This is a genomic window from Mycobacterium sp. P4_H6 (genome assembly GCF_056400845.1).
The window spans coordinates 18,297-40,086 of record NZ_JBFUKN010000010.1 but is presented as its reverse complement, the minus strand read 5'-3'; the positions used below and the strand labels follow the sequence as shown (position 1 = coordinate 40,086).

At 67.6% G+C, this 21,790-nt stretch carries 17 protein-coding genes (1 of these 17 running past the window's edge); 3 read left to right on the top strand and 14 right to left on the bottom strand.

Features of this window, described 5'->3' with window-relative positions; genetic code table 11:
* Positions 1-14: 14 nt before the first annotated feature.
* From AC1DTF_RS06300 to AC1DTF_RS06280, 5 genes are all read right to left on the bottom strand, one after another.
* Entirely contained in the window at positions 15-572 is a 558-nt protein-coding gene (locus tag AC1DTF_RS06300; protein ID WP_057167587.1) for a NuoB/complex I 20 kDa subunit family protein, read from the bottom strand.
* Positions 563-937 carry an NADH-quinone oxidoreductase subunit A gene (locus tag AC1DTF_RS06295; protein ID WP_057167586.1) on the bottom strand — a complete coding sequence of 125 codons (375 nt, stop codon included), beginning with the start codon at positions 935-937 and terminating at the stop codon, positions 563-565. The genes AC1DTF_RS06300 and AC1DTF_RS06295 overlap by 10 nt, the downstream gene beginning before the upstream one ends.
* A gap of 184 nt (positions 938-1,121) precedes the next feature.
* Positions 1,122-1,520, bottom strand: coding sequence for an Rv3143 family two-component system response regulator (locus AC1DTF_RS06290; protein WP_200962143.1), 399 nt, complete (start codon positions 1,518-1,520; stop codon positions 1,122-1,124).
* Positions 1,521-1,530: 10 nt separating this feature from the next.
* Entirely contained in the window at positions 1,531-2,043 is a 513-nt protein-coding gene (locus AC1DTF_RS06285; RefSeq protein ID WP_477473454.1) for a YceI family protein, read from the bottom strand.
* A gap of 9 nt (positions 2,044-2,052) precedes the next feature.
* On the bottom strand, positions 2,053-2,424 hold the full coding sequence (locus tag AC1DTF_RS06280; protein WP_057167583.1) for a nuclear transport factor 2 family protein: 372 nt from the start codon (positions 2,422-2,424) through the stop codon (positions 2,053-2,055).
* Positions 2,425-2,510: 86 nt separating this feature from the next.
* Between AC1DTF_RS06280 and AC1DTF_RS06275 the strand changes: the two genes are divergently transcribed.
* A complete protein-coding gene (locus tag AC1DTF_RS06275) occupies positions 2,511-3,125 on the top strand; it encodes a class I SAM-dependent methyltransferase (protein WP_477473453.1) in 615 nt (204 codons plus the stop codon).
* 17 nt (positions 3,126-3,142) lie between these two features.
* Here the strand turns inward: AC1DTF_RS06275 and AC1DTF_RS06270 are convergent, their stop codons facing one another.
* The 9 genes from AC1DTF_RS06270 to AC1DTF_RS06230 form a co-directional block, all read right to left on the bottom strand.
* On the bottom strand, positions 3,143-3,481 hold the full coding sequence (locus tag AC1DTF_RS06270; RefSeq protein ID WP_477473452.1) for a DUF6285 domain-containing protein: 339 nt from the start codon (positions 3,479-3,481) through the stop codon (positions 3,143-3,145).
* The gene (locus AC1DTF_RS06265) at positions 3,478-4,434 is read right to left on the bottom strand and encodes a phosphotransferase family protein (RefSeq protein ID WP_477473451.1); all 957 of its coding nucleotides are present in this window, start codon (positions 4,432-4,434) and stop codon (positions 3,478-3,480) included. The genes AC1DTF_RS06270 and AC1DTF_RS06265 overlap by 4 nt, the downstream gene beginning before the upstream one ends.
* Entirely contained in the window at positions 4,431-5,669 is a 1,239-nt protein-coding gene (locus tag AC1DTF_RS06260; protein ID WP_057167579.1) for an acyl-CoA dehydrogenase family protein, read from the bottom strand. Before AC1DTF_RS06260 ends, AC1DTF_RS06265 begins: the two co-directional genes overlap by 4 nt.
* A 36-nt stretch (positions 5,670-5,705) precedes the next feature.
* On the bottom strand, positions 5,706-6,320 hold the full coding sequence (locus AC1DTF_RS06255) for a TetR/AcrR family transcriptional regulator (protein ID WP_057167578.1): 615 nt from the start codon (positions 6,318-6,320) through the stop codon (positions 5,706-5,708).
* Between the two features lies 1 nt (position 6,321).
* The gene (locus AC1DTF_RS06250; RefSeq protein ID WP_477473450.1) at positions 6,322-7,224 is read right to left on the bottom strand and encodes a hydroxymethylglutaryl-CoA lyase; all 903 of its coding nucleotides are present in this window, start codon (positions 7,222-7,224) and stop codon (positions 6,322-6,324) included.
* Complete coding sequence (locus AC1DTF_RS06245; protein WP_477473495.1) at positions 7,221-8,423, bottom strand: CaiB/BaiF CoA transferase family protein; 1,203 nt, start codon at positions 8,421-8,423, stop codon at positions 7,221-7,223. The genes AC1DTF_RS06250 and AC1DTF_RS06245 overlap by 4 nt, the downstream gene beginning before the upstream one ends.
* Before the next feature lie 98 nt (positions 8,424-8,521).
* On the bottom strand, positions 8,522-9,721 hold the full coding sequence (locus AC1DTF_RS06240; protein ID WP_057167576.1) for an alpha/beta hydrolase: 1,200 nt from the start codon (positions 9,719-9,721) through the stop codon (positions 8,522-8,524).
* A 2-nt stretch (positions 9,722-9,723) separates the two neighbouring features.
* On the bottom strand, positions 9,724-10,827 hold the full coding sequence (locus AC1DTF_RS06235; RefSeq protein ID WP_057167575.1) for a homogentisate 1,2-dioxygenase: 1,104 nt from the start codon (positions 10,825-10,827) through the stop codon (positions 9,724-9,726).
* A 158-nt stretch (positions 10,828-10,985) separates the two neighbouring features.
* Positions 10,986-11,429 (bottom strand): DUF3887 domain-containing protein, encoded by a 444-nt coding sequence (locus tag AC1DTF_RS06230; RefSeq protein ID WP_477473449.1) that lies wholly within the window; start codon positions 11,427-11,429, stop codon positions 10,986-10,988.
* 554 nt (positions 11,430-11,983) lie between these two features.
* Between AC1DTF_RS06230 and AC1DTF_RS06225 the strand changes: the two genes are divergently transcribed.
* Both AC1DTF_RS06225 and AC1DTF_RS06220 read left to right on the top strand, forming a co-directional pair.
* The gene (locus AC1DTF_RS06225) at positions 11,984-12,208 is read left to right on the top strand and encodes an MbtH family protein (RefSeq protein WP_057167573.1); all 225 of its coding nucleotides are present in this window, start codon (positions 11,984-11,986) and stop codon (positions 12,206-12,208) included.
* 30 nt (positions 12,209-12,238) lie between these two features.
* Positions 12,239-21,790, top strand: part of the annotated coding region (locus AC1DTF_RS06220) for a non-ribosomal peptide synthase/polyketide synthase (RefSeq protein WP_477473448.1) (this coding region is incomplete at its 3' end). Its footprint extends 18,296 nt past the window's final position; 9,552 of its 27,848 annotated nt are in view.

The following is a 21,790-nucleotide window of genomic DNA, read 5'->3' as shown; positions in this document are numbered from 1 at the left end:
TCCGCAAGCGTCGCTCATGAACGCAACAATCCGGTCAGTTCGAGGGTGGTCGGCGACGCCAGCGCGGCCTGTTCGGCGGCGGCCACCGCCTCGGCGCGGTTGACGCCGAGCGGCATCTCGGCAATCTTGGCGTGCAGCTTCAGGATTGCGTTCAGCAGCATCTCGGGTCGCGGGGGGCAACCGGGCAGATAGATGTCCACCGGTACCACGTGGTCGACCCCCTGCACCACCGCGTAGTTGTTGAACATGCCGCCCGAGGATGCGCAGACCCCCATGGCCAGTACCCATTTCGGTTCCGCCATCTGGTCATAGACCTGGCGCAGCACCGGAGCCATCTTCTGGCTGACCCGGCCGGCGACGATCATCAGGTCGGCCTGCCGCGGGGTGGCGGAGAACCGTTCCATGCCGAACCGGGAGATGTCGAAGCGCGGACCCGCCGTCGCCATCATCTCGATGGCGCAGCACGCCAGCCCGAAGGTGGCGGGCCACAGCGAGCCCTTCCGGACATAGCCCGCGACCTTCTCCACGGTGGACAGCAGAATGCCGCCGGGCAGTTGTTCCTCTAGTCCCATGACAGGCCTCCTCGGCGCCAGACGTAGGTGTAGGCCACGAAGACGGTCAGCATGAACAGCAGCATCTCGACCACCGCGAACAGGCCCAGCGAGTCGAAGGACACCGCCCACGGGTAGAGGAACACGATCTCGATATCGAAGATGATGAACAGCATTGCGGTCAGGTAGTACTTGACCGGGAAGCGCTGGCCGGTGGCGAGCTTGGCGTCCTCGGCGGGCAGCAGCGGTTCGATCCCGCATTCGTAGGCTTCGAGTTTCGCCCGGTTGTAGCGGCGCGGTCCGATGAAGGTGGCAATGCCCACCGAGCCGATCGCGAACACGGCAGCGATCGCCCCGAGCACCAGGATGGGTGTGTAGACGTTCATGCCTGTGTCAACCTTTGTGCCGCTCTCTCGTTGGACTGTCGATGTGAGCTAGAACACAGCTTAGTCGCGTTAACGGTTGAGGCGGCGCATTTTCGTTAGTATCGAGTCCAATAGCTCGGCTGCCCGCCCTCATCGGAGAGGGCGGTGAAGAACCAACGGCCGCAGGCTATTTCGTGCTGGAAATTCACACAGGGTTGCGCAGCAGATGCGCGACGGCCTCACCCAGGCGGATCGGGTCGATCGGATGTGAGACGGCTGCTTCGGCGCGCGACCAGGATGCCAGCCAGGCATCGTCGGGCCTGCCGGTGAGCACCAGGATCGGCGGGCAGACCTCGATCTCGTCCTTGAGCTGTTTGGCCAGCCCCATCCCGCCGGCCGGGGCCGCTTCGCCGTCGAGGATCAGCAGATCGAACCCGCCCGCCGCGACCTGTTCGACGACGACCGGAGCGGTCGCGACGTCCAGATAGCTCAGTTCGGGCAGATCGGGGTGGATGCGCCGGCCGAGCGCCGAGCGCACCTGATCGCGGGTGCGGTTGTTGGAGCTGTAGACCAGGATCCGGAGCTGGGCGTCGGTGTCGGCCACAGGGCCGATGCTACGACTGCTTGACGAAAACCGCGGCGGCTTCGATGGTGACCGCGTCGCCCATCATCCCGAGCAGGTTGCCGTCGACCCCGAAAGTCTGGCGATTGAGCGTCGTGGTGGTCTGCAGTTGCACCTCGCCGCCGGCGGCGTCGCGGACGTGGACGGGAAGGTCGAGTTCCTGTTCGCGCCCCTTGACCCGCACCACGATGCTCAGGGTGACCCAGGAAGCCCCGGTGACCTCCGCGGATTCCACGTTCACCTCGATGAGCGGAAACCGCTCGACATCGAAGAAGTCCGCGGACCGCAGGTGCTTGTCGCGGCGGCTGATACCGGTGTTCACCGAGGCCGCGGTGATGGCCAGACGGCCCGTGACATTGCTGTCCGCCACCGCCTCGGCCGAACCTTCGATATCGGTGAACACGCCTTTGACGTGCGCAAAACCCCAGAAGGTGGGGCTGTGGAAGGCCAGCTCGGTGCGGGTGGGATCCAGCCGCCAGGTACCGATCCAGTCCAGCGGGTCCATGGTGTCTCCTCAGTTCGTCAGCAGCGGAGCCATATCGGCCGGGTCGAAGTACTCATCGATCCGGGTGATGCGGCCGTCGGCTCCGACCTTGATCACGATGCATACCCGCAATTGGATGGAAGCACCATGGGTGGCGTCGGCGTGCAGCACATGCTGCTGGACGAACCCGCCGTCGAAGAACTGTCGATCGAGGATCTCGTACCGGCGTGTCGCGGTGATCCGCAGGAACCAGCGGATCACCTTCAGGGCCAGGACGCGGTCGTTGTCGGCCGGGTCGCCGCTGTGCCACACCGCGACGTCATCGGCCCACAGGGCTTCGATATCGGCGTAGTCGCCGCGTTCGATGGCGTCGAACAACCGGTTCGCCACGTCGAGGGTCATTGCTTCTCCTTCATAGTTTCCCGTCGCTTCGCTCGCCCAGGACGGGGGTTGACCTCAACCAGAGTTCAGGTCGGACACTGATGGACATGAAAGAACGTTTCGATACCGCCTATGAAACACACACGGCGCCTTGGGTGATCGGTGAACCGCAACCTACGGTGGTCGCGCTGGAGAGAACGGGTGTGCTGCGTAGTCCGATCCTCGACATCGGATGCGGCCTGGGGGAGCACAGCATCCTGTTGACCCGGCTCGGCTATCAGGTGCTCGGCGTCGACTTCGCGCCGCACGCGGTGCAGCAGGCCCGCGCGAACGCGGCCGCCCGCGGGGTGGACGCGCACTTCGAGGTCGGCGACGCTTTCGATCTTGACGCTGCTACGCCGTACGAGACCATTCTGGACAGCGCGCTGTTCCACATCTTCGACGACGCCGACCGGACGCGGTACGTCGAGAGCCTGCGCCGCGGGACCCGACCCGGGGGATACCTGCACCTGCTGGCCCTGTCCGACGCGGGCCGCGGCTTCGGTCCGCAGGTCAGCGAACAGGCGATCCGGTCGGCGTTCGCCGAGGGCTGGGACCTGGAGGCGCTGGAGACGACGACCTACCGGGGGGTGGTGGGGGAGGCGCACGCCGACCTGCTCGGGTTGCCGGCCGGCACGGTGGTCGACGAGCCGGCCTGGCTGGCGCGGGTACGCCGGATCTGAGCACGCGTGCGGCTGACTCACAGCTCCTCGTAGCCGGGGTGCGCGACGCGGAGCCGGTGCGCCACCAGCGCACGCAACGTCGGCAACACCGCATCGCCGCGCCCGTCGAAGTCCCCGGCCCGGATGGCGGCCGCCAGCGCGGATTCGTCGTCGAAACCGAGCGAGGACAGCGCGGCCAGGGGCTCGTCGACGGTGTCGTCGAGCAGTTCGCGTTCCACGATGCGTAACACGTTCGCGGCGACGCGGGCGTGAAAATTCACCGCCCCCGATGTCTCGTCGCGGACTTCGCCCTCCAGGAACTCCGCGACGGCGGCGACGAGTTCGGCGGCGGTCGGCTTGTAGTGCAGGTCGCTCACGTGGTCTCCAAGAGGTTGAGCAGGTCGTACTCCGTCTCGCACACCCGTCGCCCGATGGCGGCCAACTCGACCGAGCGAGCCAGCCCGGAGCGGTGCCGCTCGTACTGGTAGCGGCAGATGACCCCCCAGCGCAGGGTGGCCGCGACCAGCCACCAGCGCAGGGCGGTGCGATCCACCGCGGACCCGCCCGCCTCCTCGTAGGCGGCCACGAAATCCTCGATGCTGCCGAGTCCGCCCGCGCCGAGCGGTCCGGGCGCGCCGAAACGCCAGGCGCGGATGCAGAACCAGGCCAGGTCATCAAGGGCCTCGCCGATATGGGTCAGTTCCCAGTCCAGCACCGCCGCCAGCCCGTCATCGTCGACGATCAGGTTTCCCATCCGGAAGTCTCCGTGCACCAGCACCGGCGGGGTCGCCTGCGGGCGATGCAATTCCAGCCACCGAAAGGCCCACTCGAATGTGGCTGTGGTGTCGCCCATCTCGTCGAGCTGGTGACGCCATTCCTGCAGCGGGTCGGAGGCCGGTAGCCCGATGCCCTCGGGGTCGGCCCGATGGATCGCGGCCAGCGCCTGCGCGCATTGACGCAGCAGGCGCGCCCGAGACGTGTCGTCGAGGGTGCGCTGGATCTTGCGGACGATGGTCTCACCACCGATGAAATCGCAGATCAGGTACGGATTGCCCAGCGCGGCAGGCGAATTGTCGGCGGCAATGATCTCCGGCACCGGGGCCCCGGTGGTGGCGGCGCGGCGCAGGGCGGCGGCCTCCAACTCCATGCTGGCGTGCACGTCATGCGGTGGACCGGTACGCAGGATCAGCGCACGCGCGCCGGATGCCGTCTGCGCATCGAAGGCCCAGGTGGCGCGGCTGGCCCCGCCGGTGAGCACCCGCAGATCGGTCACCGTGACCTCGCCCAGCGCGGGAGCCAAGACAGCGGCGAGCGCCGCGGGATCGGTCACTTGCGGCCGAACTTCAGCATGCGCTGCGCGACCCGGCGGATCTGAATCTCCTCGGCGCCCTCGGTGATCCGGTACCGGCGGTGGTGCCGGTAGATGTGCTCGAACGGTTCATGACGGCTGTAGCCGACACCGCCGTGGATCTGCATTGCCCGGTCCGCGGCCTCGCACACCAGCCGGTTGGCCCGGTAGTTGGCCATCGACACCTTGTCCGAGACCTCCATGTGGTGATCGCGATCCAGATGCCAGGCGGCGTAGTACACCAGCAGTCGAACCATCTGGGCCTCGGTCTGCAACTCGGCCAGCGGCCACTGCACGGCCTGGTTCACCGACAGCGGCTTGCCGAACACGATCCGGTCCCCGGCATACTGGGCGGCCCGGTCTATGCAGTACTGCGCCGCCCCCAGGCTGCTGGCCGCCTGCCGAATCCTGTTCTCGTGCAGGAAGGTCTGGCCGACCTCCAGGCCGTGGTCGACCTCGCCGAGCACCGCGTCGGCGGGCACCCGGACATCCTTGAGCTCCACCTCCCCGTGGTCGCTGGGCATGTTGAAGGTCCACCAGTAGTACGGCACGGTGAAACCCGGGGTATCGGTGGGCACCAGGAACGCGGTGATCCCCACCGCGGCGCCGTCCTGGCCCGAGGTGCGGGCGAACACCAGGTCGTGGGTGGCCCGGTGCACACCGGTGTTCCAGCGCTTGGCGCCGTTGATCACCCAGTCGTCACCGTCGCGCACGGCGGTGGTCTCCATCCAGGTGGCGTCGCTGCCGTGATTTGGTTCGGTGAGCCCGAACGCCATCGACCGCTCACCGGTGAGCATCGCCTCCACCCAGTCCTTCTTCTGGGCCTCGGTGCCGAACCGGCTCATCATGATGACCTGGGGGAAGTTCCCGACGATCGAGGACTCGTCCTGCAGATCGTTGTGCAGTCCGAGTCCCTTGTGCGCCAAGTGCTCCCGGATGACGGCCATGTCCAGGTTCGTTCCGCCGCGACCGCCGAACTCCTCGGGCAACCCGTAGCGCAGCCACCCGGCGGCATCCGCGCGCCGCCGCATCTCGTCGAGCAGGTCCTCCCAGGCGCGGGTCGGGACGCCGCCGTTGTCCAGGTCGGTCCGGGCGAACTCGCGGCGCCGGTCGAAGTACTGCATGTTCTCGCGTTCCAGCGGCTTGATCTCGGCCTCGATGAAGGCGTCCATCTCGGCCAGCAGGCCTGGAAGATGCTCGGGTAAAGCGAAATCCACGGTGATCTCCTGTTTGTTGATCGGCTTGGGTCTGGCTCAGCGGCCGTACAGCGTTTTCTTCCAGATCGTCGACAGCGTCTTGATGGCGTCGGCATCGCTGATCTGCAGCTCGGAGCCGGGGTTGCCCACCACGACGACGGTGAAGTTCTCGAACAGCAACGCGATCGCGGCGGCGATGTGTTCCGGGTCGAGGTCCTGCGCGTAGCCCTGCTCGCGGGCCCGCCGTACCGACCCCGCAACCATGTCCATACCGAAACGCCGGAACTCGTGCTGCACCTGCGCGAAACGCGGCTGGGTGGCCCCGAGCTGGGCGACGGCGATCATGATGCCGATGTTCTGCCGGAACAGGTTCCAGTACCCGGTCACCACCGTGGTGAAGTACTCGCTGTCCTGCGGCGACTCCGGCAGCGGTACCCGGGTTCCGGACGGCTCGACGATATCGTGCAGGAACGATTCGGCCAGTGAGGCCAGCAGATCTTCCTTGTCATCGAAGTACCGGTAGAACACCGCCGAGGACTTCCCGGCCGCCGAGGTGATATCGGCCAGGGTGGTGCCGTGAAAGCCGCGTTCGGCGAACAATTTCCGGGCGGCCAGCTCGATGGCTTCCCGGGTCTGGCGGCCCTTGGCGGTCAGCGATGCGGCGGGCGTCATATCAGGCCAGGATGCGATCACCGGCGCGCAGCAGCGCGCTGGGCAACTCGTGCCCGACGGCATCCTGGGCGACCCGGGCCGCGGCGATGGCCGCGTCGAGGTCGACGTCCACCTCGATACCACTGTCGCGCAACAGGTACACCAGATCCTCGGTGGCGATGTTGCCGCTGGCGCCCGGGGCGAACGGGCAGCCACCCAAACCGCCGACGGAGGCATCCAGCCGGGTGACCCCGGATTGCACCGCCGCGTACGCGCTGGCCAGTCCCGCGCCGCGGGTGTTGTGGAAGTGTGCGCCCAGCGGCAGCTCGCCGATCACCGGGCGGACCTGCTCGATCAAGGTGGTGACCCGGCGCGGAGTGGTGGTCCCGATGGTGTCGGCGATGGCAATCCGGTCGACACCGAGTTCGGCTGCCGCCGAGGCGATCTCGATCACCCGGTGTGGATCGGTCGGGCCGTCGAACGGGCAGTCCCAGGCGGTGGCGATGATGACCTCGACGCCTGCGCCGTGGTCGTGGGCGATTCGGGTCACGTCGGCGATGGCCGCCGTGGCCTCCGTCGTCCCGCGGCCGACGTTGGCCCGGCTGTGCGCGTCGGATGCCGACACCACGTACTCGATCGAGTTCAGGCCGGCCGCGATGGCCCGCTTGGCTCCGTTGGGGCTGGCCACCAGCGCCGAGAACTCCACGTCGGGGAAGCGGTACAGCTCGGCGGCGAGTTCGGCGGCATCGGCCAGGGCGGGCACCTTCGACGGCGAGACGAAGGCGGTGGCCTCCACCTCGCGCACCCCGGTGGCCACGATGGCCTCCAGGATTCCGATCTTGGCGGCCAGCGGGATGGGCGCCTCGATCTGCAGACCGTCGCGCAGGCATACCTCGCGGATATCAACCTTCGTCGGGAAACTCACAAAACCCCCTGCTCTCGCAGCGTCGTCAGTTCCTCGGCGCTCAGACCGAGCAGGTCCGAGTACACCTCGTCATTGTGCTGCCCGGGCCGCGCGGAACCGCCGTTGCGCACGCTGCCCGGCGTCACCGAGAGCACCGGGATCACGCCCGGTCCCTTGACATTACGTTCGATGCGTTCATCCCAGTGATCGGCGATCATCCCGCGGGCCTGTAGCTGCGGGTCGTTGACCACCTCGGCCACGGTGTTGATCGGGCCGCTGATCACGCCGGCCTCCGACAGCGTGGCGATGATGTCGGCCGGTTCACGTTCGGCCGCCCAGTCCCCGATGATCTTGTCGATCTCGTCCTGGTTGCGGCCGCGGGCCACGTGGTTGACGAACCGGTCATCGGTGGCCAGTTCGGGCTTACCCATCGCGGCGCACAGCCGGCGGAACACCGTGTCCTGGTTGGCCGCGATCACCACCCAGCTGCCATTGGCGCTCTGATAGATGTTCGACGGGGCGATGCCCTCCAGCCGGGTACCCGACGGCCCACGGACCACGCCGCCGACGTCGTAGTCGGGGATGGTGGATTCCTGGATGGCCAAGCAGCTTTCGGTCAACGCGGTGTCCACGATCTGGCCCTCGCCGGTGACGCTGCGGCGGTAGAGCGCAGCCAGCGCGCCCTGCGCGGCGAACATCCCGGCCAGGCTGTCACCCAGCGACAAGGCCAGCCGCGGTGGCGGGCCGCCGGGGAATCCGTTCATGTGGCGCAACCCGCTGGCGGCCTCGGCGACCGAGGCGTAACCGGCCTTACCGGCATCCGGTCCGGTCTGGCCGTACCCGGACACCCGCACCAGGATGATGCCCTTGTTGCGGGCCCGCAGCACGTCGTAGCCCAGGTTCCATTTCTCCAGGGTGCCGGGCCGGAAGTTCTCCACGATGATGTCGGAGCGGTCCACCAGTTCCAGGAACAGCTCGCGGCCGCGGTCGGTGCGCAGATCGAGCGTGGCGGCTTTCTTGTTGCGGGCGTGCACCGTCCAGAAGAAATGGTGCCCGTCGAGTTCGGCCTGCCCCCAGGTGCGCAGCGGATCCGGCGTCCCGGGCAGCTCGATCTTGATGACCTCGGCGCCCATGTCGCCGAGCAGCCTCCCGGCGAACGGGCCCGAGATCAGGGTGCCCAGTTCGAGGACCCGGACGCCGTCCAGCGCGCCGGTCACAATCCCCGGGTCGCTCCGCTCCTGCCCGCCGGTCACAATCCCCGGGTCGCTCCGCTCTCCCCCGCAAGCGGGAGGTGCCCCCAGCCCGCCGGTGGGAGCCGTCATAGCGAGAATCCGTGCCGGTGCAGCCAGTCCGTGCACACTCCGACGGCCTGGCGCAGGGTGCCGCGCTGGTCGGGTCCCGAGTAGTAGTGGTTGGCGCCGGTGATCTCGTGCATCTCCTTGTCGGGGTGCCCGATCGCCTCGAACAGCCGGCGGGTGTGACTCGGTGTGCAGGCGTCGTCGGCGAGGTTGCCGATCACCAGCGCGGGCACCGCGATATCGGGGCCGGCCTTCACGGCGTCGCCGTTGGCGTCGTCGTAGCTCCACTGCGACAGCCAGCTGCGCAGGGTGCAGAACCGGGCCAGCCCGACGGGAGAATTGTTCACCACCTGAGGATCGCCCAGATAGCAGGTGCCCGGGGTGCGTTCGTTCGGGTCGACCGTCGGATCCAGCCAGCGCGGATCGGCCATGGTGCCGTGCACCACGAACGCGTACTCTTCAACATCCGCGCCGGGGCGTCCACTGGCTCTTATCTCGGCGAGCTTTTCCTTGACCCACGCGGTGATTCGCCGGTTCCGGGCGATCTGCGCCTGGTGGTAGCGGTCCAGGAATTCCGGTGTGTACGGCGGCTGATTCGGGTTGTCCGGGTTGTACAGATCGAGCTCGGGATCCCGCTTGGACGGGTCGTTCTCGTCGAGGATGGAGGCGTCCATCCACTCGGTCATGGTGCCGTGGCGGCTGATGTGGGCGGCCAGCAGCATGATGCCGTCGGCCGGGATGAGACCGAGCGTGGTGAGGTCGGGGCCGTCGCCGGACGGGCTTGAGGTCACCGTCGGGTGCTGGGCCTGCTGCTGGTAGAAGACCGACAGCGACCCGCCGCCGCTCCAGCCGGCCAGCACCACCTGGGAGTAACCCAGGCGGTTCTTGGCGTCCTTGATGCACTCGCCGAGGTCCTCGACGACCTTCTCCATGAGCAGTGCGGAGTCGGTGCCGCGGAACCGACTGTTGCAGTAGATGACGTGATGGCCGGCCCGGGCCAGCGCGTTGATCATCGGCAGGTAGGCGCCCCCGCCGATCGGGTGCATGAACACCAGGACGGTGTCGCTCGGCTTCTCTTTCGGCTTGAGCAGATAGCTCTCCAGCACCACGAGTTCGGCGACGCCGCCGTACACGTCGCGGACGGTGGAGGTGTTCTGGTAGGCGACGAGATACGGGATGCGCTCGTACTCGAACTTCACGGGAGTCTCGACAGCAGTCATTTCTAGTGTTGCCCCAGATCGTTGGCGAGGATTTCGGCGGACGGGATGAGCCGGCGACGAGTGTCGATGGCGATCACCGACCAGTCCACCCGGTCATAGTCATCGAACTTGCGGCGGGCCCGCTCCCGGGCCTTCTCCGGCGCGCCGTGGTGAACCCCTTGCGGCGCATGCGAAACCAGTCCGGGTGGCATCGGGATGCCATAGAGCGAACCGGAGTGGAAGAAGGCGATCTCGTCGTAGTCGACGTTGCGGTGATACCACGGGGTGCGCTCGGTGCCCGGGACGCTTTCGGCGGGCTTGGGCAGGAAGTTCATCACGTAGACGCCGGTGGCCTGCATGAACAGGTGCACCGTCGGCGGAAGGTGCACGCTCTCGGAGGTGATGACCGTGTAGTCCTCGATGTTGAAGGTGAACGGGAAGTTGTCCCCGCGCCAGCCCTCGACATCGAGCGGATTATGTTGATAGAAGAGCGAAGTGGGCCCACCTTCATGAATGAGGCGCACCTCGTACTCTCCGTCTTTTTGCGGGCCAACGCCGGATTCGCTGGGTGCCGGTTCCGGGATGGTCACCTGCGCGGGGTCGAACGGGAAGTGCCGGCCCAGGATGCCCGCCGGCGGGACCCGGAAGTCATCGGTGGCCTGGATCATCAGCCAGGTGCTTTCCGAGTCGGGCACCTGACGGAACGTGCACGCCTTCGGGATGTAGACCCAGTCGCCTTCCCGGTAACGCACCGGGCCGAACTCGGTCTCCAGCAGCCCGGCGCCCTTGTGCACAAAAATCAGCAGGTCGCCGTCGACGTAGCGGACGAAGAACGGCATCTCCTCGGTCCGCCGCGACAGCAGCACCAGGCAGTCGTCGTTGGAGAACATCAGCAGCGGGCCGCCGTGCGCATCGGTGGCATCGCTGGGTTTCAGTTCTGAGGACAGCACGTCGGTGGGGCGCAGCGGGCCGACGGTGCGGTAGGCGGTGGGGTCGTTGCGCCGGTACATGTTCGCGGTCCGGCCGACGAAGCCGCCGCGACCCAACTCGTCGTCCTTGAGGCCGTCGAGATCGGCGTGCACGCGTCTCGGCGTCTTGCCTTTTCGCAGGTGAACGAAGGATTCCATGGCGCTCCTCGGCAGATCTGTAAGCAAAACTGAAAGTGACTTTACTTTTTGTTCTGTCGAGGTGCAAGAGCCGAAAACCGGCCGCCATGGAGTCGACCGTGGGTCCTGTGTACCGATCGGGCCCGAGTTACGTACATAGGGCCCACGCTCGGGCCGATCTAGGGGACCGGAACGCCTTCCTTGAGGAACGTCAAACTCGCCACCGTCCCGTCCGGCTGCACCGACAGTCGGAATTGGCCGGGCCGACGTGTCATCTGAAGCGGCACGTTGACCACCGTCACGTCGCCGCGCTGGATGTTCTCGGGTACGCCGTGCGACTGGTAGGCGCCGAACACCTGCTGATACAGATCCCACGACTGCTGCAACGCCTGTGTGGGCAACAGTGACTGCATTGTCGGATTGAAGTCGGCTGCGGCGGCCGGGTAGTCGCCGCGCACGATCTCGTCGAGGGTGGCGAGCGCAACCTGGTCCGGCAGCACCTCCGCCGCCGCCGTCGGCGTGCCCAGTGCGAGGGCGCACGCTCCGAGGAGGATCGCCGAGACGCCGGCCAGCGGTCGCGTGGTGCCTGGTCGTCGAGGTTGGTGCGTCTTTGCTGGGCGCATGGGGGTCAGGATAGGCCCCTGCGGCGTTTTATTCGAACGAATCGTAAACACCGTCGGCAGAGGGATTGCGCTCTTCTCTGAGCGTGCACGCATTCTGCTGCGGCACAGTAATTTTCGCACAGGTAAATTCCAGTTCGCGACGATCTTGCGGCGTGCGGTTTGTGCATTGACTGCATTCGACGGCAATGTGAGATTGTGTAGGCTCGAATCGGGATGGTTGCCACAGCGACAGTGGAACCGAATTTCACGGCAGCGGAATCCGCTCCGGCGACCGCCCGGTGTTTGTTGCTCTGTGTGACGGAGAAAGTAGTTGTTGCTTTGACCAATGCGGGTCTGACTGCCCCACTCCTCATGGAATCTCCGAGGAGCCGCTCCGCTACGGCCAGGTCTGGCAACGTGAACCAGCTCCCGAAAAGTGGCAGTGTGCTGCCGATCCGGTACGCGATGGCGGGTCCAGGGAATTATTCGGCCGACGCGGCGATTGCCGGCGCCGTGGCGGCCACAAGATCAATGCCGGCGAATTGTTATATCCGTCAATTCCTTTGGAGGGCAGTGTGAGCACGAACCCGTTCGATGACGAGAAGGGTCGCTTCGTCGTGTTGGTCAACGACGAGGAGCAACACAGCCTGTGGCCGACATTCGCTGACGTCCCGGACGGGTGGCGAGTGGTGTTCGGCGAGGACGATCGAGCGGCGTGTCTGGAGTACATCGAACGGGAATGGACCGACATCCGGCCGAAGAGTCTGCGCGACCGGTTGGCCGCCAAACAACCAGGCTGATGACCAGAACGTCGCGATTCGAGGGTGGGGATGGAACTCGGGGAATCAGCGTTACCGATCACGCGCGCACAGCTGGACATCTGGCTGGCGCAGGAGACGGGGCAGTCCGCCGCTGAGTGGCAGCTCGGTCTCTTCGTCGAGATCGACGGGATGCTCGATCGCAGGGCCCTGAAGTGGGCGATCCGCCGGGCGGTCGAGGAGTCCGAACCGCTTCGGGTCGGCTTCTTCGAAGCCGACGGCGAGGTGTTTCAGCAACGCATCGACGACGCCCCAGCCGAACTGACGGTCATCGATGTGCGCAAATCCGACAATCCCGCGCAGGAAGCGCTCGGGATGGCCGTGGCGATACAACGCACCCCCATGCCGCTCGATGACAAGCTGTTCAAATTCGTGTTATTCCGGGCCGGCGCGACAAAGAATTATCTATTCGTCTGCTGCCACCACATCGTCATCGACGGAGTGGGCATGGTGCTGGTCTGTCAGCGGATGGCTTCGATATATTCCGCCGCCGTCTCGGGCGCTCCCATTACTCCCACGGTCTTCGGTTCCCTGAACGAACTCCTTGAATGCGAAAGCAATTATGAGAGTTCGGATTCCTACACCGACGATCAGCAATATTGGCAAGGCCACCTGCCGAACGGCAGCGGTTTTGATCACGGCCCTTCGCACAGTGCGAATGACGGCGATCACGGTCAGACATTGGAACGAATCCCGCTGGACCCGGGAATTCTGGCCGGCGTCGAGAAACTGAGCCAGAAGTGGCATATGGCACGGTCATCGGTGATCACCGCCGCCTGCGCACTGATGCTGCGCGGTTGGTGTGCCGACGGGGATGAGGTCGTCTTCGATTTCCCGGTCAGTCGTCGCGTCGAACCCGAATCGAAAACTCTGCCCGGCATGGTGGCCGGGGTGGTTCCGCTGGTGCTTCAGGTATCTCCGACCACGCCGGTGTCCGAATTCTGCGCGCATGTCGACACGCGCATTCAGGAAGCCCTGCAACACCAGAGATTTCCGGTGGAGGCCCTGGAACGCGAAATCAACAAACGCGCTCCGGGAGAGGTCGCCGACCGCCCGGTGCTCGATTTCCTACCGTCCGCGTTCACCGTGCCCTTCGGTGGAGCGACCGCGACGGCATCCCTGACATCCAGTCTCGGGCGCGGTTCCGGATTCATGTTCACCGGGGCCGGCGACGAACTACTGCTCAGCACATTCGGCGCCGCCCAACCGTTCTCGACGACTCCCGTCGCCGATTTCGTGGAGCACCTGGAACGCGTCCTGGCGAGCATGGCCGCGAACCCGGGGCGCCCACTGTCGTCGGTCGACCCGCTGGCCGAACCCGATCGCGCGGCGCTGGCCGCGCTGGGTAACTGGTCGGCTCTCGACGGGGCCGGTGCCGACACGACCTCGATCCCGGCGATGTTCGCCGCCCAGGTCGCCGACCGCCCCGAGGCTGTCGCCGTCAGCGCCGTACAGTCCTCGCTGACCTACGCTGAACTCGACGAGGCGTCGGATCAGCTGGCGCACCGACTGTTCGGCAGCGGCGTCGGACCGGGACAGCGGGTGGCCATGCTGCTGCCGCGGACGGCCGAAGCGGTCACGGCAATCATGGCGATCCTCAAGGCCGGTGCCGCCTACCTACCGATCGACCCGTCGCTGCCCGCGGCGCGTATCGCATTCATGCTGACCGACGCCGCACCATCGGCCGCCATCACCACCGCGGCCCTTGCCGGCCTGCTCGGCGAATTCGACGGCCAGATCATCGATATCGGCGAAACCAGCGCCAAAGCGGGGCCGGTCACGTCCGTGGTCGCACCCGACGACATCGCCTACGTCATCTACACCTCCGGCACGACCGGAACCCCCAAGGGTGTGGCCATCACGCACCGCAACCTGACCCAGTTGATCGCCTCCCAGGATGGCGGCCTCCCATCCGAACAGGCCTGGTCGCACTGGCATTCCTACTCCTTCGACTTCTCGGTCTGGGAGATCTTCTCCGCGCTGCTGCGCGGCGGCCGGCTGGTCGTGGTGCCCGAATCGGTCGTCGGCGAACCCGACGAGTTGAACCGTTACCTCGTCCACCAGCGTGTCAACGTCCTCACCCAAACACCCTCCGCCATCGGCATGTTGCCCTACGCGGGGCTGGAGTCGACGGCCCTGGTCATGGGTGGCGAGGCGTGCCCCGCCGACGTGGTCGACCGGTGGGCGCCGGGCCGGGTGATGATCAACGCCTACGGGCCGACCGAGACGACGATCTACGTGGCCGTGAGCGCGCCGCTGATTGCCGGCGGCGGTGCGGCCCCGATCGGCTCCACGGTGGCCGGATCAGCAGTGTTCGTGCTCGATGGTTGGTTGCAGCCGGTGGCACCCGGTGTGGTCGGCGAACTGTACGTCGCGGGCGCCGGTGTGGGTATGGGGTATCTGGGTCGCTCCGAGCTCACCGGATCGCGGTTCGTGGCCTGCCCGTTCGCGGGTGCCGGGCAACGCATGTACCGGACCGGCGACCTCGTGTACTGGGGCGCCGACGGTCAGCTGCGTTACGTCGGGCGCGCCGATGACCAGGTGAAGATTCGCGGCTACCGGATCGAACTCGGCGAGGTCCGAACGGCTTTGGCGGAGGTCGACGGGGTCGAGCAGGCGGTGGTGATCGCCAGGGAGGACCGCCCCGGCGACAAACGACTCGTCGGTTACGTCACCGGCACCGTGGACCCGGCGCAGGCCCGCGCGACGCTGGCCGCCCGGCTGCCCGGCTACCTGGTGCCGACCGCGGTGGTCGTGCTGGCGGAACTGCCGTTGACCTCCAGCGGCAAGCTGGACGTCCGGGCCCTGCCCGCACCGGGGTACACGGGCGGGCTGCACCGGGCACCCGAGACCGCGACCGAGGAACTGCTCGCCGGAATCTATGCCGAGGTACTCGGTTTGGACGGGGTCGGTGTCGACGATTCGTTCTTCGAATTGGGCGGCGACAGCATCATGTCCATGCAGGTTGCCGCGAAGGCCCGGGCCGCCGGGCTGACCTGTCGGCCGCGCGACATTTTCGTCGAGGAAACCGTGGCGCGGCTGGCCCGTGTGGTCGCGGGCCGTGATGACGCCGGCCCGGTCGACGAGGGCATCGGCCCGGTGCCCGCGACGCCGATCATCCGGTGGCTGGCAGACCTCGGCGGCGCCGGCGACTGGGCCGACGAGTTCAACCAGACCATGGTGGTGCAGGCCCCGTCCGGTGCCACCGCCGACGATGCGCGGGACCTGCTGCAGGCCTTGCTCGACCGGCACGCCACGCTGCGGCTGCGCGTCGGCGCCGACGGCACCTTGGCGATCCCCGAGCCCGGCGCGGCGGATGCGCAAAGCTGCCTGCACACCGTGGACGCGCTCACCGACGAGGCGGTCCGGGCTGCGCGCGCCCACCTGAATCCGGCCGCCGGTGCCATGCTCAGCGCGCTGTGGATACCCACGAGCAGCCAGCTGGTGCTGATCGTCCACCACCTGGCCGTCGATGGCGTCTCCTGGCGAATCCTGGTGGAAGACCTCAATATCGCGTGGGCCCAGCGGCTCGCCGGGCAGCCCGTCGAGCTGGTGGCCGATGGCACGTCATTTCAGCGGTGGGCCACGGTGCTCGCCGAGCATGCCCAGCAGCCCGCGGTCATCGAGGCCGCCGACACCTGGCGGCAACTCGCGGTTCCGTCCGCGCTGCCCGCCGCGCAACCCGAGACCGACACCTTCACCAGCGCCGGACGGCTGTCGGCGACGCTGGATGCGGAGAACACCCGCATCCTGCTCGGCGCCGCGCCCGCCGCGTTTCATGCCGGCGTGCAGGACATCCTGCTGATCGGATTCGCGCTGGCGATCTCGGAGTTCCTGGGAACCGGCGCCCCCGTCGGCATCGACGTCGAAGGTCACGGCCGGCACGAAGAACTCGGCGAGGACGTCGACCTGTCCCGGACCGTCGGCTGGTTCACCACCAAGTACCCGGTGGCCCTGTCCGCCGACGGGCTGCCCTGGTCCCAGGTGTGCGCCGGTGCGTCACCGCTCGGCGCAGTCATCAAGAACGCCAAGGAACAACTGCGCGCCCTCCCGCACCCGTTGACCTACGGCCTGCTGCGTTACCTCAACGACGAGATCGACCTCGACGGGCCCGATCCGTCGATCGGGTTCAACTATCTGGGCCGCCTTGGTAACTCGGCCGTCCACGGCGGCGACGATGTGTGGCGCATCGGCCCGGAGGCGCTGTCGCTCACCGGCGCGGCCGCCGCGGTGCCGATGCCGCTGGTGCACACCGTCGAACTCAACGCCGCCACCTTGGAGACCGCGGACGGGCCCCAACTGCTGGCCGACTGGACCTGGGCCCCCTCGGTGCTCGACCAGGAGCAGATCACCCGGTTGAGCGGCCTGTGGTTCGAGGCGCTGGCCGGCATCTGCGCGCATGTGCGCAGCGGCGGGGGAGGGCTCACCCCGTCCGACATCGCTCCCGCGAAGCTGAGCCAACCGCAGATCGATGAGCTGCAGGGCCGGTACCGGATCGCCGACATCCTGCCGTTGACACCGCTGCAGCAGGGACTGCTGTTCCACACGGGCAGCGCGCACTCCGAGATGTCGGCCGAGATGTACTCGGTGCAACTCGATTTCACCTTGACCGGCACGCTCGACCCGGACCGGATGCGCGACGCGGTCCGCGCCGTGGTCGCCCGGCATCCGCACCTCGCGGCGCAATTCATCCAGGGCTATGACGAGCCGGTGCAGATCCTGCTCGAGGATCCGGAGATCGCCTGGAAGTTCCTCGATCTCACCGGCCTGGCCGGCGAGGACACCATCGAGCGGCTGTGCGCGGAGGAACGTGTCGCCGTCGGTGATCTCGCGAACCAGGCGGCCTTCCGTGCCGTGCTGATCCGCATCGGTGAGAAACGGCACCGGTTCATCCTCACCAACCATCACATCCTGCTCGACGGTTGGTCGATGCCCATCCTGCTGCGCGAGATCTTCGCCGGCTACGCCGGGCAGCGCCTGCCCGCCGCGGCGTCCTACCGGGGCTTCCTCACCTGGCTGGCCGACCGGGACCTCGACGCCGCCCGCGCGGCCTGGCAGCAGGCGCTCGCCGGGTTCGACACCCCCACGCTGCTGGGCTCACCGGACCGGCGCCAGGACCGACTGGGCCTCGGGCAGCGCGGTTTTGCGTCCTTCCAGGTACCCGCCGCGACCACACAGGCTCTCGGCGAACTGGCCCGGTCCTGCCGCACCACCGTCAGCACCGTGCTGCAGGGCGCCTGGGGCGTGCTGCTGACATCGCTGACCGGCAGGCACGATGTCGCCTTCGGCACCGCCCGATCCCGGCTCGGCCAGATCGAGATGGCCGATGCCGAGTCGATGGTGGGCCTGCTGATCAACACCGTGCCCGTGCGCGCCAACATCACCGCGAGCACCAGCACCGCGGATCTGCTCGAGCAGTTGCATACCGCGCACAACGACACCCTGTCCCATCAGCACCTGGCGCTCAGTGAGATCCACCGCGCCACCGGACACGAGCAGCTGTTCGACAGCCTGTTCGTCTACGAGAACTACCCGGTCGACACCGGGGCGCCGCTGGGCGCCGATGACCTGGCGATCGAGGGGTTCACCAACCGCGAGTTCAACCACTACCCGCTGACCGTCGAAGCGATCCCGGGCACCGAGCTCAACCTGCACGTCGAATACGACACCGAAGTCTTCACCGCGCAGGGCATCGAGACGCTGATCGGGCGGATGCGCAGGCTGCTGGCAGAGATGGCCGCCGATCCGACCCGGAAGGTGTTGTCCATCAACACCCTTGATGAGGCCGAGCAGCGACGGCTGGCCCAGTGGTCCGGCGCGGGCGCCGAGGCGCCTGTCGGCCTCGCGACACAGCTGCTCGCCGCGGCGGTCGCCGCCGACCCGGACGCGCCCGCGGTCATCGACGGTGAACGCAACCTGACCTACCGCGAATTGGACGAATGGTCGACCCGGCTGACGCGCACCCTGATCGGGGCCGGTGTCGGACCGGAGCGCGCCGTCGGGGTGGCGGTCGACCGGACCGCCGAGCTCGTCGCGGCCTGGTGGGCCGTGCTCAAGGCCGGCGGCACCTACGTGCCCATCGACCGCGCCCACCCGGTGGAACGCATTGTCACCGTGCTGGATTCGGTGGACGCCGTCTGCGTGCTGACGTGTGGCACCGACACCGTCGCCGGCTCCGGGGCGCGCCCGGTGCTGCGCATCGACGAATTGGACCTGTCCGGGCAGCGCGTCGACGAGATCACCGACGACGACCGACTGGCGCCGCTGGACACCGACGGCACCGCCTACGTCATCTTCACCTCGGGTTCCACCGGTGAACCCAAGGGTGTGGCGGTCAGCCATGCCGGCCTGCTCGGATTCGCTGCCGCCCAACGGGATATGTACGGGCTCGCCGCACAATCCCGGGTGCTGCTGGTCGCCGCCCCCACCTTCGATGCGTCGCTGTTCGAGATCCTGATGGCCACCGGTGCCGGTGCCGCCCTGGTGGTCGCGCCCAAGGACGTGTACGCCGGGGAAGCGCTGACCGAGCTGGCGCACCGGCAGCAGGTCAGCGCAACCCTGCTGACCCCGACGGTGGCGGCCTCCCTGGACCGGGCCCGCCTGCCGCACCTGACCACATTGATCACCGGCGGTGAAGCCTGCCCCGACGAACTGGTGCAGGCCTGGTCACCGGGCCGGCGGATGTTCAACGCCTACGGCCCCAGCGAGGCCACCATCTGGGCCACCGGCACCCCGCTGTCGCCCGACCGGCCCGTCAACATCGGATCCCCGATCCCCGGTATGCGGACACTGGTGCTCGATGCCCAGCTGCGTGCGGTGTCCGCCGGTGTGGTGGGCGAACTGTATCTGGCCGGGCCGGCGCTCGCGCACGGGTATGTGGGGCGGGCGCGGCTGACGGCGGAGCGGTTCGTCGCCGATCCCCACGGCGCTGCGGGCGAACGGCTCTACCGCACCGGTGATCTGGCCCGCTGGAACAGTGACGGCACCCTGGACTATCAGGGGCGGGTCGACACCCAGATCAAACTTCGCGGACAGCGCATCGAACTCGGGGAGATCGAGAGCGCGCTGCTGGCCTGCCCGCAGGTGAGCCAGGCCGCCGCCACCGTGCATGACGGCACCGCGGGCTCGCAGTTGGTCGCCTACATCACCTTCGAGCACGCCACCGACACCAACCGCGACACCGGGCACGACACCGAGATCGTGGAGGAATGGCAGAGCATCTACGACGAGCTCTACGCCGCCGACATCGAGGCGCCCGGGTTCGGCGAGGACTTCCGGGGCTGGAACAGCAGCTACACCGGAGCGGAGATCCCGCTCGCCGAGATGCGGGAGTGGCGGGCCGGCACTGTCGACCGCATCCTGGCGCTGCAGCCGCGGCGGGTACTGGAGATCGGTGTGGGGTCGGGTCTGCTGCTGTCCCAGGTCGCCGGGCACTGCGACCAGTACGTCGCGACCGACATCTCCGCCGTCGTCGTCGATGCGATCGCACAATCTCTGCAGGACAACGAGATTGCCTGGCGTGACCGGGTGCAGTTGCTCGCGCGGCCCGCCCATGTCACCGACGGGCTGCCGCGCGGGCACTTCGACACCATCGTGGTGAACTCCGTCATCCAGTACTTCCCGAACGCGGGCTATCTCACCGAGGTCATCGACAACGCCATGGAGCTGCTCGCTCCCGGCGGCACCCTGTTCGTCGGTGACGTCCGGAACCACAGTCTGCAGAACGCTTTCCAGACCGGGATCGCGCTGGCCCGGCACGCCTCGGCGGGTCTGGATGCCGCCGTCATCCGCCAGCGCGTGCAGCATGCAGTACTGGGTGAGCCGGAGCTGTTGCTGGCCCCGGAGTTCTTCACCAGCTGGGCCGACAATCATGCGGCGGCCGCGGGCGTCGACATTCAGGTCAAGCGTGGCACCGCCGACAACGAACTGAGCCGCTACCGCTACGACGTCACCATCCACAAGGGGCCCGGCCCGGTGCGCTCCCTGGCCGGCGTCCCCACCCACGGATGGGTCGCGGGATGTGCCAGTCTCGCCGAGCTGCACGCACGGCTGGCGGAGCACTGCCCCGATGCCGTTCGGGTCAGCGGTATCCCGCGCACCGGGGTGATCTCCGATGTCCTGCTCGAACAGTCACTGGCGGACGGACAGGTCACCGCCGAGCCCGCGCAGACGGCCGGCTTCACACCCGAAGCGCTGTACCGCCTCGGTGAAGATACCGGCTACCACGTCGCCGTCACCTGGGGCGCGGCACCGGGCACCATGGACGCCGTCTTTGTCGCCCCCACCGGCACCGCGGCACCCGCGCTCACCGACGTGTACCTGCCGACACCGCACGCGGTGCACGCCAACGAACCGCACAGCGCCACCAAGATCAGCGCGGTCCGCCGACGGCTGAGCGCCTGGCTGCCCGACTACATGGTGCCGCCGCACATCCTGGTGCTCGACGAGATGCCCCTGACCTCCTCGGGCAAACTCGACCGAAAAGCTCTGCCGGCGCCCGAATACGGCGACGGCGACGGATACCGGGCCCCCTCGGGTGCGGTCGAGGAGATCCTCACCGACATCTACGCCCAGGTGCTGGGCCTGCAGCGGGTCGGTGTCGACGACTCGTTCTTCGACCACGGTGGCGATTCGCTGTCGGCGATGCGCCTCATCGGCGCCATCAACACCAGCCTGGACGCCGACCTGTCGGTGCGCACCATCTTCGAGGCGCCGACCGTCGCGGAGCTGGCGCCGCGCATCGGCGGCGACGCCGGGCGGCTGGAACCCCTGGTGGCCGCCGACCGCCCTGATGTCATCCCGTTGTCCTTCGCGCAGAACAGGTTGTGGTTCTTCGACCAACTACAGGGACCGTCACCGATCTACAACCTCGCGGTGGCCCTGCGGCTGCGCGGGCACCTGGACGCCGACGCGCTGCGGCTGGCACTCAACGATGTGGTGGCCCGTCACGAATCGCTGCGCACCCGGTTCGTGGCACCGCAGGGAACGGCCCAGCAGGTCGTCATCCCCGCCGAGGACGCCGACATCGGCTGGGACACCGTCGATGCCGGCCGGTGGCCGGCCGATCAGCTCGACGACGCGGTGGGCGCCGCGGCGCGGCACACCTTCGATCTGGCCACCGACATCCCGTTCCATGCCTCACTCTTCCGGCTCAGCGACGGCGAACACATCCTGGTGGCCGTCGTACACCACATCGCCGCCGACGGCTGGTCGGTCACTCCGCTGGTGCGCGATCTCGGATTGGCCTACGCCAGCAGGTATGTGGGCCAGGCGCCGGGATGGGCACCGCTGCCCGTCCAGTATGTCGACTACACGCTCTGGCAGCGCGCCCAACTGGGTGAGTTCGACGACGATCAGAGCGCGATCGCCGCGCAGCTGGCCTACTGGGAGACCGCCCTGGCCGGGATGTCTGAGCAGCTGCAGCTTCCCACCGACCGTCCGTACCCGCCGGTGGCCGATCATCACGGTGCCCGGGTGGCCCTGCAGTGGCCGGTCGATCTGCAGCAACAGGTGCGCCGGGTGGCCCGCGAACACAACGCCACCAGCTTCATGGTCATCCAGGCG